The sequence below is a fragment of the Flavobacterium movens genome (assembly GCF_039581425.1).
GTDB lineage: Bacteria > Bacteroidota > Bacteroidia > Flavobacteriales > Flavobacteriaceae > Flavobacterium > Flavobacterium luteolum.
Genome location: NZ_JBCPXY010000001.1, coordinates 584,716 through 600,110 on the forward strand (window position 1 = coordinate 584,716; position 15,395 = coordinate 600,110).

General features: G+C 34.1%; 10 protein-coding genes. 8 read left to right on the plus strand and 2 right to left on the minus strand.

Annotation, left to right across the window (positions count from 1 at the left end; all coding sequences use genetic code 11):
• Positions 1-19 precede the first annotated feature (19 nt).
• The 8 genes from AAYQ05_RS02545 to AAYQ05_RS02580 all read left to right on the plus strand — a co-directional run bounded on the left by AAYQ05_RS02545 (position 20) and on the right by AAYQ05_RS02580 (position 10,137).
• Entirely contained in the window at positions 20-646 is a 627-nt protein-coding gene (locus AAYQ05_RS02545) for a hypothetical protein (protein ID WP_343540929.1), read from the plus strand.
• Positions 647-949: 303 nt separating this feature from the next.
• Positions 950-3,778, plus strand: coding sequence for a TonB-dependent receptor domain-containing protein (locus AAYQ05_RS02550; RefSeq protein ID WP_343540931.1), 2,829 nt, complete (start codon positions 950-952; stop codon positions 3,776-3,778).
• A gap of 84 nt (positions 3,779-3,862) precedes the next feature.
• Positions 3,863-5,416, plus strand: a complete 1,554-nt coding sequence (locus AAYQ05_RS02555) for an SGNH/GDSL hydrolase family protein (protein ID WP_343540933.1) — start codon at positions 3,863-3,865, stop codon at positions 5,414-5,416.
• 238 nt (positions 5,417-5,654) lie between these two features.
• Positions 5,655-7,166, plus strand: coding sequence for a F0F1 ATP synthase subunit beta (gene atpD, locus AAYQ05_RS02560; protein ID WP_343540934.1), 1,512 nt, complete (start codon positions 5,655-5,657; stop codon positions 7,164-7,166).
• Between the two features lie 83 nt (positions 7,167-7,249).
• On the plus strand, positions 7,250-7,531 hold the full coding sequence (locus tag AAYQ05_RS02565; protein WP_177211684.1) for a FoF1 ATP synthase subunit delta/epsilon: 282 nt from the start codon (positions 7,250-7,252) through the stop codon (positions 7,529-7,531).
• 63 nt (positions 7,532-7,594) lie between these two features.
• Positions 7,595-8,113 (plus strand): hypothetical protein, encoded by a 519-nt coding sequence (locus tag AAYQ05_RS02570; RefSeq protein WP_343540936.1) that lies wholly within the window; start codon positions 7,595-7,597, stop codon positions 8,111-8,113.
• A 171-nt stretch (positions 8,114-8,284) separates the two neighbouring features.
• Positions 8,285-8,923 carry an NAD(P)-dependent oxidoreductase gene (locus AAYQ05_RS02575; protein ID WP_343540938.1) on the plus strand — a complete coding sequence of 213 codons (639 nt, stop codon included), beginning with the start codon at positions 8,285-8,287 and terminating at the stop codon, positions 8,921-8,923.
• Between the two features lie 74 nt (positions 8,924-8,997).
• Entirely contained in the window at positions 8,998-10,137 is a 1,140-nt protein-coding gene (locus AAYQ05_RS02580; RefSeq protein ID WP_343540940.1) for an aminotransferase class I/II-fold pyridoxal phosphate-dependent enzyme, read from the plus strand.
• Positions 10,138-10,191: 54 nt separating this feature from the next.
• On the opposite strand, the gene AAYQ05_RS02585 is transcribed toward AAYQ05_RS02580, so the two are convergent.
• Both AAYQ05_RS02585 and AAYQ05_RS02590 read right to left on the minus strand, forming a co-directional pair.
• The gene (locus AAYQ05_RS02585) at positions 10,192-14,241 is read right to left on the minus strand and encodes a RemA C-terminal-like gliding motility protein (RefSeq protein ID WP_343540941.1); all 4,050 of its coding nucleotides are present in this window, start codon (positions 14,239-14,241) and stop codon (positions 10,192-10,194) included.
• 407 nt (positions 14,242-14,648) lie between these two features.
• On the minus strand, positions 14,649-15,131 hold the full coding sequence (locus AAYQ05_RS02590) for a regulatory protein RecX (protein WP_343540943.1): 483 nt from the start codon (positions 15,129-15,131) through the stop codon (positions 14,649-14,651).
• Between the last annotated feature and the right edge of the window lie 264 nt (positions 15,132-15,395).

The window sequence follows — 15,395 nt, forward strand, 5'->3', positions numbered from 1 at the left end:
AAACATTTAATAGAAAAAAATGAAGAAAAATAGAATAATTATTAAGCTTGGTATTTTTGTGTTTTTCACAAATTTTCTCTTTTCTCAATCTAATCAATATCCAGCAAATGGAGATGTAACAATTCGTAGTTATTCTCCGAGGTTAATTTTGCAAAGAGATACAGATGAGGGTGGATTTATTTCTGGAATAGAAACTAAGCTTAAAGATGGAACTGATAATTGGTATTTTGGTGCTTTACATACTAATTCCTGGATTGTTAGTAAAGGGGATTATAAAAGTCCAAAATTGACAGTATCGAGTAATGGAAATGTTGGAATTGGTACAACAAGCCCGCAAAACAAACTGGATGTCAACGGCACTATCCACTCACAAGAAGTGAAAGTAGACATGGATAATTGGTCAGATTTTGTTTTTAAAAAAGAGTATAATTTACCAACTCTTGAAGAAGTTGAAAAACATATTGTTGAAAATGGGCATCTAGAAAATATTCCAAATGAAAATGAGGTATTACAGAATGGAATAAAGCTAGGAGAAATGAATGCGAAACTACTTCAAAAAATAGAAGAAATGACCTTATATATAATAGAGCAGAATAAGAAGATTATAGAGTTAAATAGAAGGTTGGAAAAAGTAGAGTCAAAATAAAATAAAATATAAATATGTTAAAAAAGCGAGATTTAGGTCTCGCTTTTTTTTATTGTCAAAAATTTTTTTGAGCCTATGTATTTTTATGAATTTTTCAGTTTTTTGATAAAAATTTATATGTATGCATAGTAAATTGATTTTTGTTTACGTTTTCTTTGTTTTTATTTTAATAAAATGAATTAGTAAATAGTTAAAATATTATGCAAAATCATGATAAATATCAATTTTATTTAACGTTTTTTTATGCATATTAAAATATTTGTGTATTTTGGCTATATATACTAACAAAAAAAACTAACCCTAATGAGAGTCTACTTGCTAATTATGTTGTTATTCAGCGGAATATCTTTTGCGCAGAATACAATTACAGGTTCGGTTACAGATAGTAACAAGCAATCTGTTCCTGGTGCCAATGTTGTTGTTGTAGGAGAAAACACCGGTGCTTCTACTGATTTTGACGGATCGTTTAAATTGACTACCACTGCTAAACTGCCTTTTTCTGTAAAGGTTTCTGCGGTAGGATTTGAATCTAAAACGGTAAGTGTAACAGCGGCAAATCAAAAAATAAATGTGATTTTAAAAGGTGAAGAAACAAAGCTAGATGAAATTGTAGTTTCGGCATCAAGAACGCCTGAAAGAGTTTTAGAGTCTCCTGTGACTATTGAAAGAATGGGGGTTCAAGAAATTAAAAGAACGGCTTCTCCTTCTTTTTATGATGGTTTGGAAAACATGAAGGAGGTGCAGATGAATACGAGTAGTATGTCGTTCAAGTCGATCAACACTAGAGGGTTTGCTACGGTTGCAAATACTCGTTTTATGCAGTTGGTAGATGGAATGGATAATGCTTCTCCGTTATTGAATTTTGTTTTAGGGAACATGATTGGGGTTTCAGAAATCGATGTTCAAAGTGTGGAATTGCTTCCAGGAGCTTCGTCTGCATTGTACGGAGCTAACGCTTTTAATGGAATTTTGTTTATGACTAGTAAAAGTCCGTTTACGAATCAAGGTATTTCGACTTACTTTAAATATGGTGCGACTTCACAAGAAGCGGCGGGTACAAATAGTTTTTATGATTTTGGTATTCGATTCGCTCATGCATTTAATAAATATTTTGCGGCCAAAGCAAACTTTACTTATATGCAGGCTACAGATTGGTATGCTACAAATTATGATGATAAAACAAGAAGTGGTATTGATAGAGCAAATCCAAGTTATGACGGTATAAACGTTTATGGAGATGAGGCAGCTACAAATATTAAAGGTGTTGGTCAGAAATTAGAAGCAATGGGGTTGATTCCGGTAGGCGCATCTAATCTTTTACCGAATTCTATGGTTAGTAGAACAGGATATAATGAAATTGATTTAACAGATAACAAAGCGGCAAATACAAAGATTGATTTTTCTTTGCACGGAAGACCTTTTGGAGATGAAAGATTAGAGATTATCTGGCAGAGTAAATTTGGTACAGGAAATGCAGTTTATCAAGGTGCTAACAGGTATTACTTAAATAACTTTTTTATGCAGCAGCATAAGTTAGAGTTTAAAGGGAAGAACTTTTTTGTCAGAGGATATATGACTGGAGAAGATGGAGGTCAATCTTACGATATGATTTTTACAGGTATCAATATAAACAGAAAATGGAAAGATGATAATACTTGGTTTGGTCAATACGCAGGAGCGTTTATTCAAGGGACTTTAGCAGGTATGACACCAGAGCAGGCTCACGCAGCTGCAAGATCTACTGCTGATACAGGTCGTTTTTTACCTGGTACGCCAGAGTTTAAAAATGCATTTAGTCAAGTAATAAGTGATCCAGACGTTTTAACTGGATCAAGATTGGTCGATAATTCGAAAATGTATCACTCAGATGCAAATTATAATTTTAGAGACATAATAAAATTTGCCGAAATTCAGGTTGGAGGTTCTTTTAGAGCGTATGAGTTAAATTCTCATGGAAGAATCTATACGGATGCTGATAGTCAGATAAATTATAATGAATATGGTGCGTATGCACAATTGATGAAGAAATTTTTAGATGATAGATTGAAGTTCACGGGATCTCTTCGTTACGATAAGTCTAAAAATTTCGATGGTAATTATTCTCCACGTTTGTCTCTTGTGTATTCGGCTGGTGAAAAAAGAAATCACAATTTCAGAGGATCTTTCCAAACAGGTTTTAGAAACCCTACAACTCAAGATCAATATATAGGATTTAATATTGGAAATGCAGTATTACTTGGTTCTGCTCCTGATAACTTAACAAGATTTAATGAAACTTTTAATCTTAGTGCAGAAGGTCAGTCATATACAGGGAGCCCTACAAAGGTTATGAATGGTAATGATGCTTATGGAAACTCATACATAGCAAGTTCTGTAACTGCATTTTCTGCAATGGCAGGAAGTGATCCAGTTGCGGCGGCGGCTTTATTAAAAAAATCTAGAGCTAATTATGTAAAACCTGAACAAGTAAAAGCTTTTGAGTTGGGGTATCGTTCTGTTTTTGAAGGAACATCAATTGATATTAATGGATACTATAATATTTACAACGACTTTATTGGTAATTTAAATGTAGTTTCTCCTTTCTACGGGACTGCGCAGGATAATCCTAATATTGCTGCAGGAACTTCTGATCCAGGTGTTCAGTCAATTAGAGCGCTTCAGAATGGTGAATATAGAACATATCAATTGTATACAAATTCAGACGTAGAAATAAATTCGTTAGGATTTGGAGTTGGGCTTTCTAGAAAAATTATTTCTGACTTTGAGCTAGGAGTAAATTATAACTATGCTCAGTTTGATTTTGATCAAGCAAAAGATCCAAGTTTTGAGCCTGGCTTTAATACGCCAAAACATAGAGTGAAAATGTCAATTGGAAATGATAAGTTGTTTAAGAATTTTGGATTTAATGTTAGCGGAAGATGGAATAGTGAATATTTATGGCAAGCTGGTTTTGCTGATGGTATAATTAAATCTGCGACTGTAATTGATGCTCAGGTTAATTATGGAATTCCAAAATTGAAATCGGTAGTAAAATTAGGTGCTGCTAATATTGGCGGTAAAGAATACTATCAAGTAATTGGGGCTGGATTAATCGGGCAGCAGTATTTTGCTTCTTGGACTATTAATCCATAATTGATTGTTAACTCTTAGTCAAATTCATTATTTATGTTTCTGAATGTCAAATTTGGAAGCAGGTAATTATAAAAAATATAAATTATGGTACAAAAATTCAAGTGGCTTTTATTGGTTTCGTTAACCTTTATGGCTTGTAATAGTGATGACGATGTAGCTCCGGTTGTAGAGTCGTCTGATGGTAAAGCTTTGACTGCTGGAAGTGCTGATTTTTCTAAATACGTTGCTTTAGGAGATTCTTTTGCTGCGGGATTTAGTGATAATGCTTTGTTTATTAAGGGTCAAGAAGGAGCTTATCCTAATATTTTGGCACAGCAATTTGCTTTAGTAGGAGGAGGTGATTTTAAAACGCCTTTTGCAAATGATAATATAGGAGGTTTGTTGTTAGGCGGAAATGTTATTGCTGGTCAGCGTTTGTATTTTAATACGACTGTAACGCCAACCCATCCAGAATCGACAGTAGATCCTATTGAGGGAGTGCCAACAACAGAAGTTACGGCACATTTATCTGGGACTTTTAATAATTTAGGAGTTCCGGGTGCTAAAAGTTTTCATTTGTTAGCTCCTGGTTATGGTAGTGCGGCAGGTGTCGCGGCTGGAACAGCAAATCCTTATTTTGCTCGCTTTGCATCGAGCGCTACAACTACAGTTTTGGCAGATGCTTTAAGTCAGAATCCGACTTTCTTTTCTTTATGGATTGGAGGAAATGATGAACTAGGTTATGCAACTGCTGGAGGAGATCCAACGGTGAATCCTTTAACGCCTCCTGCAACTTTTGAGGCGGCTTACAAAGGTTTGGTTGCTCAATTGGTTGCTGGCGGAAGAAAAGGAGTTATTGCGAATCTTCCAAATATTACAACTCTTCCTCATTTTCATGTGATAGCATATAATCAGTTAACCCAGGCTAATTTAAGTTCTAATGGAGTTAGTCTGGTTAATACTTTAAATGCTCAATTGTATGGGCCTTTGAGTAATGCTCTTGCTTTTCTGGGGCAGGGAAGCAGAATTAAACTTTTGTCTACAACAGGGAAAAATCCTCTGTTGATTGTAGATGAAACGTTACCAGATCTTTCGGCAAATTTGAAAGCTGTTTTGATGGGTGGAGGGTTAGATGCTACTACTGCTACAGTAATGGGGCAAATTTTTGGACGAGCTAGACAAGCGCTTCCGACAGACTTAATTGTTTTAGGAGCTTCTTCAAGAATCGGAAAGGTTCCAAGTGTTGCACTTGACGGAGTTGCTTCTCCTTCTCCTTCATTGTCTCAATTAGGGGTTACTTTTCCTTTGCCTGACAGATATGTTCTGCTTCCTTCTGAAGTGGCAGAAATAGAAGTAGCGACTAATGCTTATAATACAGTGATCAATGCGGCTGCAGAGGCAAATGGTTTGGCAATTGTTGATGCAAAAGCAATTATGGACGATTTAAACAAGTCAAGTGGTATTACAATGAATAATTTTACATTGAAAGCGACATTTGTTACAGGAGGAATGTTTTCTTTAGATGGAGTCCACCCTTCGCCAAGAGGATACGCTTTTATTGCGAATAAATTTATTCAAGCTATAAATGCTAAATATGGTTCAAATTTAAAAGGGGTAGATATTGGTAATTATCCAGTTTTGTTTCCTTCAAAATTATAATCATATAGCTATTTTCAATTTCAAAAAGCCGCTCATTTATATTAATGAAGCGGCTTTTTTCTTTTATTAAAAAAATGCTGTTTTTGTTGTTTTTTGGGCAAGTTTTATGAATCAAACAAAATGATGCTATTTTTTATGAAAAAAAAATTGATTTTATATTTTAAAAAATTATCTTTGCGCTCTGAAAAAAGAGGTATTTTCGATAAACCTAAATAGCTATTTAATAAATACATAAGTAATGTCAAAAGTAATAGGAAAAGTTGCTCAAATCATTGGACCAGTAGTAGACGTAGTTTTCAACGGTAAAGATGTTGAACTTCCAAAAATTTATGATTCACTAGAAGTCACTAAAAAAGATGGAACTATTTTAGTTCTAGAAGTACAATCTCATATTGGTGAAAACACTGTTCGTACCATTTCTATGGATTCAACAGATGGTTTAAGCAGAGGATATGAAGTAGTTGGAACTGGAAATCCAATCCAAATGCCAATCGGTCCAGACGTATATGGACGTTTATTTAATGTTGTTGGAGATGCAATTGACGGTTTAGGTGATTTGCCAAAAACTGGAGAAAATGGTCTGCCAATTCACAGACCTGCACCAAAATTTGAAGATTTGTCAACTTCATCTGAAGTTTTATTCACAGGTATTAAAGTAATCGATTTGATCGAGCCTTACGCAAAAGGAGGTAAAATTGGATTGTTTGGTGGTGCTGGTGTTGGTAAAACAGTATTGATTCAGGAGTTGATCAACAATATCGCAAAAGGTCACGGTGGACTTTCTGTATTCGCTGGAGTAGGTGAAAGAACACGTGAAGGAAATGACTTACTTCGTGAGATGTTAGAGTCAGGAATTATTAAATACGGTGATGATTTCATGCACTCTATGGAAAATGGAGGATGGGATTTATCTAAAGTAGATGTGCCAGGAATGAGAGAGTCTAAAGCTACTTTCGTTTTCGGACAAATGAATGAGCCACCTGGAGCTCGTGCACGTGTGGCACTTTCAGGATTATCTATCGCTGAGTATTTCCGTGATGGAGCTGGATCTGACCAAGGAAAAGATGTATTATTCTTCGTTGATAATATCTTCCGTTTTACTCAAGCAGGTTCTGAGGTATCGGCACTTTTAGGTCGTATGCCATCTGCAGTAGGTTACCAACCAACTTTGGCAACAGAGATGGGTGCTATGCAAGAGCGTATTACATCTACAAACAAAGGATCTATTACATCTGTACAAGCGGTTTACGTTCCTGCGGATGACTTAACTGACCCTGCGCCAGCTACAACTTTCGCGCACTTAGATGCTACAACTGTATTGTCTCGTAAAATTGCTGAGTTAGGTATCTATCCTGCGGTAGATCCGTTAGATTCTACTTCTAGAATCTTAACTCCACACATCTTAGGAGATGAGCACTACAACTGTGCACAAAGAGTAAAAGAGATTCTTCAAAAATACAAACAATTACAGGATATCATCGCTATCTTAGGTATGGAAGAGTTATCAGAAGATGATAAACTTGCAGTATCTAGAGCACGTCGTGTACAACGTTTCTTGTCTCAGCCATTCCACGTAGCAGAGCAATTTACAGGTATTCCAGGTGTATTAGTTGATATTAAAGATACTATCAAAGGTTTCAACATGATCATCGATGGTGAGTTAGATCACCTTCCAGAGGCTGCTTTCAACTTGAAAGGTTCTATTCAAGATGCAATCGAAGCTGGAGAGAAAATGTTAGCTGAAGCGTAATAATATTGGTTGTTAGTTGTTAGTTGTCAGTTGTTAGAAAGCAACCATCAACCATCAACCATCAACTATTAACTAAAAAAAATATGATTTTAGAAATAGTATCACCAGAAGCGAAATTATTTTCAGGAGAGGTAACATCTGTTACTTTGCCAGGAGTTAATGGTAGTTTTCAGATTTTAAATCATCACGCCCCAATTGTTTCTATTTTAGAAGAAGGAACAATTAAAATTGCAGCTCCAAGCTTCAGTTTTTCTAAAGAGGCTGCTGATAAGTTTACGAGAGTTAATGATCAAACTTATACTTTAGAGATTAAGTCAGGAACAATCGAAATGAAAAACAATAAGATAATTGTATTAGTTGACTAAAACAATTTCAAAAATAAACTGAAAAGCCAGACAGTATTGTCTGGCTTTTTTTATTTTTGATTTATGAGAGAAAACGAAATTTCTATTTTTACTGGAAAAAGAGCTTGGTATGAGCTGTTATTGGCTTCAGTGTTTTTTGGAGCTTTTATTTATATGATTGTTTTGTTTGTCTATTTTGCATTTATTGAAGTTTCGGTTAAGATAGCGATCAGAGCGTTTGCAACATTTCTTGTGTTTGGTACATACTGTTTAGTTTACGGATTTAAATTTTCTGCAACTAAAAACATGCTAATAAATTTGCAGACCAATACTTTAATTTCAAGATATATTATTGGTCCATTTTCATACGATGTGAAATTGAAAGTAACCGAATTTGAATATGTTTCTTTTTTTGAAGATAGATATGGTGAGTTTGGGACAAATCTTTGGTATGTTAAAAATAAGCATTACAAAATGTACAGTTTTGAAGATAAAGAATCAGCGTTTCAATTTTCTCTTAATCTTTCCAACAAGCTTAATATTGATTTGCTTGATGCTACCGAAAAAGGAAATTTTAAATGGATAGAAAAGGAAAAGGTATAATAAATTGAAAGCCAGATAGTATTGTCTGGCTTTTTTTATTTTATTATTTTTGAACCATCAAAATCTCTTTATAAAATATTGATCAACTGTAAAGGCTTAGGATGCCTTTACTCTTTGTTTCATCTAATGGTGGAGCATAACTTTTTATGTCAAATTTTATAAAGAATATATATGAAAAATATATCAAAAGTTGCTGTTCTTGGCGGTGGCGGAAGAACAGGAAAATATCTTGTAAACCAGTTATTAGAAAACGGGTTTAGTGTAAAACTTCTATTAAGAAATCCAGACAATTTTGCCATTCAAAATTCAAAGTTAGAAATCATTAAAGGCGATGCAATTAATGAAGAATCTATAAAGTTACTACTCAAAGATTGTCAGGCTGTAATTAGTACTATTGGTCAGAGACTAGGGGAACCAATGGTGGCGAGTCAGGCAACAAAGAATGTTCTCGATGCTATGGATGCATATGGAATTAGGAGGTATGTTCTTCTTGCTGGACTGAATATAGATACTCCATTCGATAAAAAAGGCCCGAAGACATTAATGGCAACCGACTGGATGAAAACTAATTTTCCTGAGATCCAGAAAGATCGCCAGTTTACGTTTGATCTTTTAATGGACAGTAAGGTTGATTGGACGCAGGTTCGTGTTCCATTAATTGTGTTTTCTCATGATAGTCATGAAATCTCTGTAAATCTTGAAGATTGTTTAGGAGATACAATTACAGCATTGGATATTTCGAAGTTTCTTATAAAAGAAATGTTGGAATCACATTATGTTAGACAGTCGCCTTTTATTAGCGCTATTTAAATTTATACAGACAGCGGGTTCTCTAGAATCCGCTGTTTATTTTATTCTAATAGGAATTGTCTAACTTTGTATTTATGAAGCTTCCTGAAGAACTTAATCGAAGAATAGAGACTCTTAAGCAGAACAATCAGTTTAGAAAATTACCTGTGTTTAATAATCTGATTGATTTTTCTTCGAGTGATTACATTGGATTTTCTAAATCTGAAAGTATTTACAAGCATGCACATGCTTATCTATTAGAAAATGAGTTTTTTCAAAACGGTGCTACAGGTTCAAGATTGACTACAGGGAATCATGCTCTTTATCAAATTGCCGAAAGTTTTATAGCGCAATTTCATGAGGCAGAATCGGCCTTAATTTTCAATTCGGGATACAATGCCAATTTGGGATTTTTTAGCGCTGTACCGCAAGAAAATGACATTGTTTTGTATGATGAATTGTGCCATGCTTCTATAAAAGATGGAATTGCGATGTCTAGTGCTAAATCGCATCATTTTATCCATAACGATTTTGAAGATTTAGAAAAGTATATTCTTAAATTTTCAGATTCTACAATTTACATCGTTACCGAAACTGTTTTCTCTATGGACGGTGATAGTCCTAATTTAGAAGAATTGATACAGCTGTCAGGAAAATACAATTGTTATTTGATTGTTGATGAAGCTCACGCTTTAGGTGTTTTTGGAGAAAAAGGAGAAGGACTGGCTCAGTATTTACAATTGCATGACAAAATTTTTGCGCGAATTGTAACTTTTGGAAAGGCTTTAGGTTGCCAAGGATCGGCAGTTTTAGGAAGTGTTGAACTTAAAGATTATCTAATCAATTTTGCTCGAAGTTTTGTATATACAACTGCTTTGCCTCCTCATGATGTAGCAATAATTTTTACGGCATATCAGCAATTAGAAATAGAAAAAGAGACTATTGAAAATCTTCGTCAGAATATCGTATTTTTCAATCAGCAGAAAAATTTATTGGGATTAAAACCAATGTTTGTTCATAGTAAATCTTCAATACATTCTGCGATTGTTCCAGGAAATGAAAAGCTTAAAAAACTGGTGCAACAACTTCAGGACAAAGGGTTCGATGTTCAGTCTATTCGTTCTCCAATTGTTGCTGAGGGTCAGGAACGCGTTCGTTTTTGCATTCATAATTATAATTCTAAGGAAGAGATTAATCAAGTCTTGGAATTGGTTAGAGATTTCGTTTTTGGTTAACGCTAAAAAAAGAGTACAAAACAAGAAACCCATCTACATGATGGGTTTTTGTTGTTAATTGAATATGATTTTCTTTGTTACTACATGATCATTTTCTAGAATTATTTTTACCAGTAAAATTTGATTGCTTGAATATAAGTTTGTTATTTCTAATTCTTTTGCCTCAATCTTATTTTTGCTGTAAAGCAATTGTCCGCCGATTGAAAAGATTTTTACTTCTTTAATGTTCTCAGATCCGCTCGCTACATTTATTACTTTTGATTTTACAGCAACGAGTATTCCATCAGTTAGATTTTCAAAATCATCTGTGCCTAATGTTTTATTTGTGTAACGCAAAACAAAACGAGTTGTATTGGTCCCGATAGCAGTTTTAAACGTATAATTTTCTTTTCGTAAATCTATTATTTTTCCTAGAGCTTTATCCTCTAAATAAACTTCTTGAGTAGTAAAGAATCCGTCTGCGTGATCGATTGATATTGTAAGGTTGGTTTCAATCGTGCTTTTGTATCCAAGGGGAACAATATCTTTATTGTCAAAAGGAAGTGCACGACCTTGAATCGTTAATTTTTTAGATTCACTGATGCTATAAAAATCAATGTAAGAGTTGCCTCCTCTTGTCGTAGCATCATAATTATGATCTAAGCTATTGGTTGCTTCAGTTGCATATCCAACAAGCATTTGTTTGAAAGCACCTTCTGAATTGGTTAAATTTAGCCACAAACGATTCTTTTCTATTTTACTAACGTTCTCACTAGTTTTAAAGAAAGAGGTGTTATTAGCCTTAACTCTTTGTTTGTTGGTAAACAAAACAGAGTTTACTTTTGGTATAACAAAAAAACCTTGCCCTGCAGCAATGTAGCCGTTAGGAGTTTTTCCTTTGGGAGATGGCTGAGTTTCTCCCATTAATGAAAAAACAGCAAAATCTGAACTAGAATAAGTAAACGTGTTCGTTCCCTCGATTATTTTCGGTGGCGTATCGTGTGACCAGAAGTATAAAGGTCCTACATCTCCATTATCTCTAATGAATTGTTCAGCATCAATCGAAGATGGATATGGGTTTCCTAGTAGATTCAAGTTTCCTGCTACAAGCGGAATTGGTATATTTCCGTTATTTGGTGTTCCCGTAAATTTTGCAGTAAAATCTTTTGGAGTAGTAAGGTCGTATGTTTGTGGAGCTCTAATGCTGTATCCATTTCCTGCTTCCATTTTCTTTTCTCCAAAATTATCCAGTATCCATGTGTTATTTGAAGGATTCCAGTAATGGAATTTGTCATACAAAGTTTCTGGAGATAAATCATGCATTGATAGGCCAATTACAGGCGACGACCAGTATGTTACATCGTAACGAACGACATTAGTCGTTCTTTGTATTTCAAAAGCTTTTGAACTTCCTCCTGTAAACATATCTTTACTTGTTGAAGTTTGAAGCAATGATCCTCCATCTAAAATGAGTAGTTTTCCTTCGCCAAGAACATTTATATCTTCATCAACAGTCAATGTAACATCTTTTTTGACAGTTAATGTAGCCTTATCATTTATTGTGCAAGAACAAACTGTAAGGTCTGAACTTAATTCTGTATTTGCAGTTATTATTAAAGAACTGCCATTTCCATTATTTGGAACATCTATAAAAATAACAGAAGATTTTGCACCACCTGCATTTTCCTTTAAACGTATTTCTATTTCGGTTTTGCTATTTAAAGAAAAAATCCTTCCTTCTTTAACCAACACGGCGTCGTCTGTATTTCCTGTTTCATTGAAAACCTGCTCACCATCTACATAAATTTGAAGATCGTCATCATAATTTGCAACTTGTATTTGGTATTGACCGCATGCAAAACCTCTACGTTTAGAAACTACTGTGAAGTAATCATTAGGCATAGGCGCACCCTGCCAGTTGTTTGCTGCATATGGAGATTTGGCTGTTGGCCAGAATGCTGTTGAGTTTGCATTCGGATTTGGATCTACATAATAACCTGCATATCCCGTTTTTTGTAATGTTAAATCACTGCCGTTGTATCCGTAGACATTCCAAACTTTGTCTCCAAATTGTGTAGGATCACCTTTCGTTAAGCCAAAAGAAAAAGAAGTTCTAGCATCTTCTGCTACTTCGAAATAATCTATAACAAATTCATAATCTTTGTTGGCTTCAAGTTTAAACAAAGTAGAGTTAATAGAATAATTTCCTCTGCCCCATCTTTCTAAAACAATTTCACCATTAATATACAATCTGATCGCGTCATCTCCGCCGACTGCAAAATTGTAAAGACCAGTTTCAGATACCGAAGTGCGCATTCTATAACGTACCAAGAAAGAATCGATAGGTGGAGCTTCGCATGGAAAGTTTGCAGTAACACCAGTAATGGCTTCTTTTTTTACATCTCTGTCAAAAATTGCATTCTCGGTTACGGTTCCGATATAAGTCGCGACTGACGTATTAGGGATTTCATTGTAGCCAATATTAGGAACTACATTCGTCGAAGCCCATTTATATACATATCCATTCCACTTGTCAACTCCAAATATGGCAGGATCTTGGGTTGGTGCGCAAGGAGCTAATTCATCTGCTCCCATATATGGTTTAACTCTTGCTTCTTTATCAATATCATTTGTAACTTCTAGAATAGCTTTACCTTGCAAATTTTTGTTAGTAGCAACATCTTGTAAGTGATAATCAGAAGTAAAAGAAGGGTTAATAATTGTAGAATTAGTATCTGAAGTGGCACTATTCCAGCCTTCCGAACCTGTGGGGCCTGGATTTGTGCCAATATATTCATTAGTGCCTATTCTGTTTGAGAAACCATTGGCGCTGTTGGTCACATAATAATTGTTGTGGCTTACTGTTCCTAAAGTACCACCAGCCTTAAAGATGCCGTATTGTATTCCAGACTGCGTGTTAACAAAAATATTATTTCTGACGTTAATGCCAGAGCCTCCAGTTATGTAAAGACAAGAAGCGCGTGTTGATTTTCCGCCAGAACTAATAATTGTATTGTAATATAAATTTGTTGTGCTTCCAGATTCTATGAAAATATTATGCCCTCTATAGTGAATATTTCCACTTTCAGAAGTTTCAGCAGGGGTGTAAACATTACTTATAATATTGTTTGCAATAGTGTTGACTCCACTAGATTTTACCAATATACCAGCAGTTAAATAGCTGTTACTGTACCAAATGTTTTCGATATTATTGATTTTATTGCCAGAAATAGTACCAGAGCTTGTTCCTAAAAGAACAATTCCGGCACAATCATTTCCTTGGTTTTCAGTGTTTCTAATTCCTGATATTGTATTGTCGGAAATTTCATAATTTAAGGCATTAGACATATAGATTCCCCTAACTGGTTTTTCAGATTCAATATTAGTGGTATTACCAATTTTATTTCTTTGTATTATCCAACCAGTTGGGGATAAAGTACCGTTGCTGTTTCCATTAATGTTGATCCCGTCTTTTACATTAAACATTTCATTATTTATAACATAAATGTCTGAGTTAGGAGAGGTATTTGTTTGTGTGCCAATTGAATTGTTGCTTCCGTATTGATTGCTTCCAGAATAAACTCCTGTTAAAAGTGTTAGCAGTTGATTACGAGATGAAAATTTTAATTTAGTATTCTTAATTGTAATGTTATTTGATCCCGTCCCGCCATTACTTGCAATCCAGATGATAGACCTGCGAACACTGTTTATATTATCAGTATTAATTAAAGTTAGATTCTTTGTATTAGCGGTTGAGTTGCTTCCATCAATAATAACATTGCTGGCCCCGTTAAATAAAAAAATTGCAGGAAGAGCTGTATAGGTATTTATATTCTTGATAGTAATCTCAATATCTTTATCGGTATAGGGCTTAATTGTCAAAGTGTTCTCTTTGCTCGAATTTTTGTATTTGTTAATTATATATTGAGAAGTAATTGTTTGATTTTGTGCAAGTAAGAATTTTACTGGACCAGCAAAGCCCTCTTCTTCTAATTTTTTGAGGGCGCTCGAAAGAGATTGAAATTCTGTTTTTAAATTTTCTGAGCTAATAATATAATCACCACTCAAACCTTGAGCAAACGTTAAAAAAGGTAACAATAAGAATAAAAGTAAAGTTTTTTTCATGCTAAATGTTTTCTATCAATTTGTTATGCGGGCATAGGACTTGTGAGTCCGCGCAAATATAGATACATCTACGAGCTTGATTTTACTTGGGTTTTTGGAACCTCGATATAATCGATGAATTGATAAAATAGTCGATGAAGTGCATTAAAAATTTTAATGTTCGATAAGTATTCCTATAAAACCTAAGAAACAATTATAAGAATAATCGCAAATATTGGTGTTTTTTAAGACTGTTTTTTGAGATTTTAGACTAGAAAACGTCAGATTTGGTATAAATTCTTCAAAAAGAGAATAATTTACAACCAAAAGTTATTGCGGATTGTGTAGGTAATTTAAGATGTTTTAAAAGAAAAATTAAATGGATTTGAAAAATAGAAAAAGCGGCTTTTTTAAAATGTTATAATAAATTAGATTTCTTCTAGTTCTTTAGCTTTTTCATAAACCAGATTACTTTCGTAACCTCTACGAAGCATATAGTCGCAGAACTTTTTGCGTTTTTTAAGCTGATTGGTTTCCGAAATACTATTCCAGCATCTTTCTGATAGATTTTCGAAGGTCTCAAAATATTCTTCTGCAGAAATTTCTTTTAGCGCAAGCGTAATATTTGTTGATGAAATGTTTCTTGCTTTCAGTTCGTTGGTGATTCTAATTTTTCCCCAATGTTTGATTCGGTGTTTGCCTCTCGCAAAGCTACAGGCAAAACGGGTTTCGTTTAAAAAATTCCCTTCTATAAGCTGTACGATAATGCTGTCTATCTCTTCAGAAGTCATTTTTAGGCTGTATAATTTGGTTGTTACCTCGTCATGACAACGCTCTTGATAGGCACAAAAATGTTCTAATTTTTGTAAAGCTTCTTTGAGAGTAAAAGTGCTTTTCGTCGGCTTTTTCATGCATTTTAACGTTTAAATTGATTTGTGCTCAATTAGTTATAAAAAAATTCTAAAATTTGTTAATATATTATGAAAAGAAATAAATTATAACCTTGTGTATTAGGCTAATTTAAATATTTTTGTACGGAATTTTGACAGTTTTTATATTCTGGTAAAAGTCAAAAATTTAACATTTAGTTTCCATTAAAATACCAAAATGAACATTTATTTTTTTGAAAATATAATGCCATTTTTTGCTTTATAGCAAACCAAAAACAAATTTAA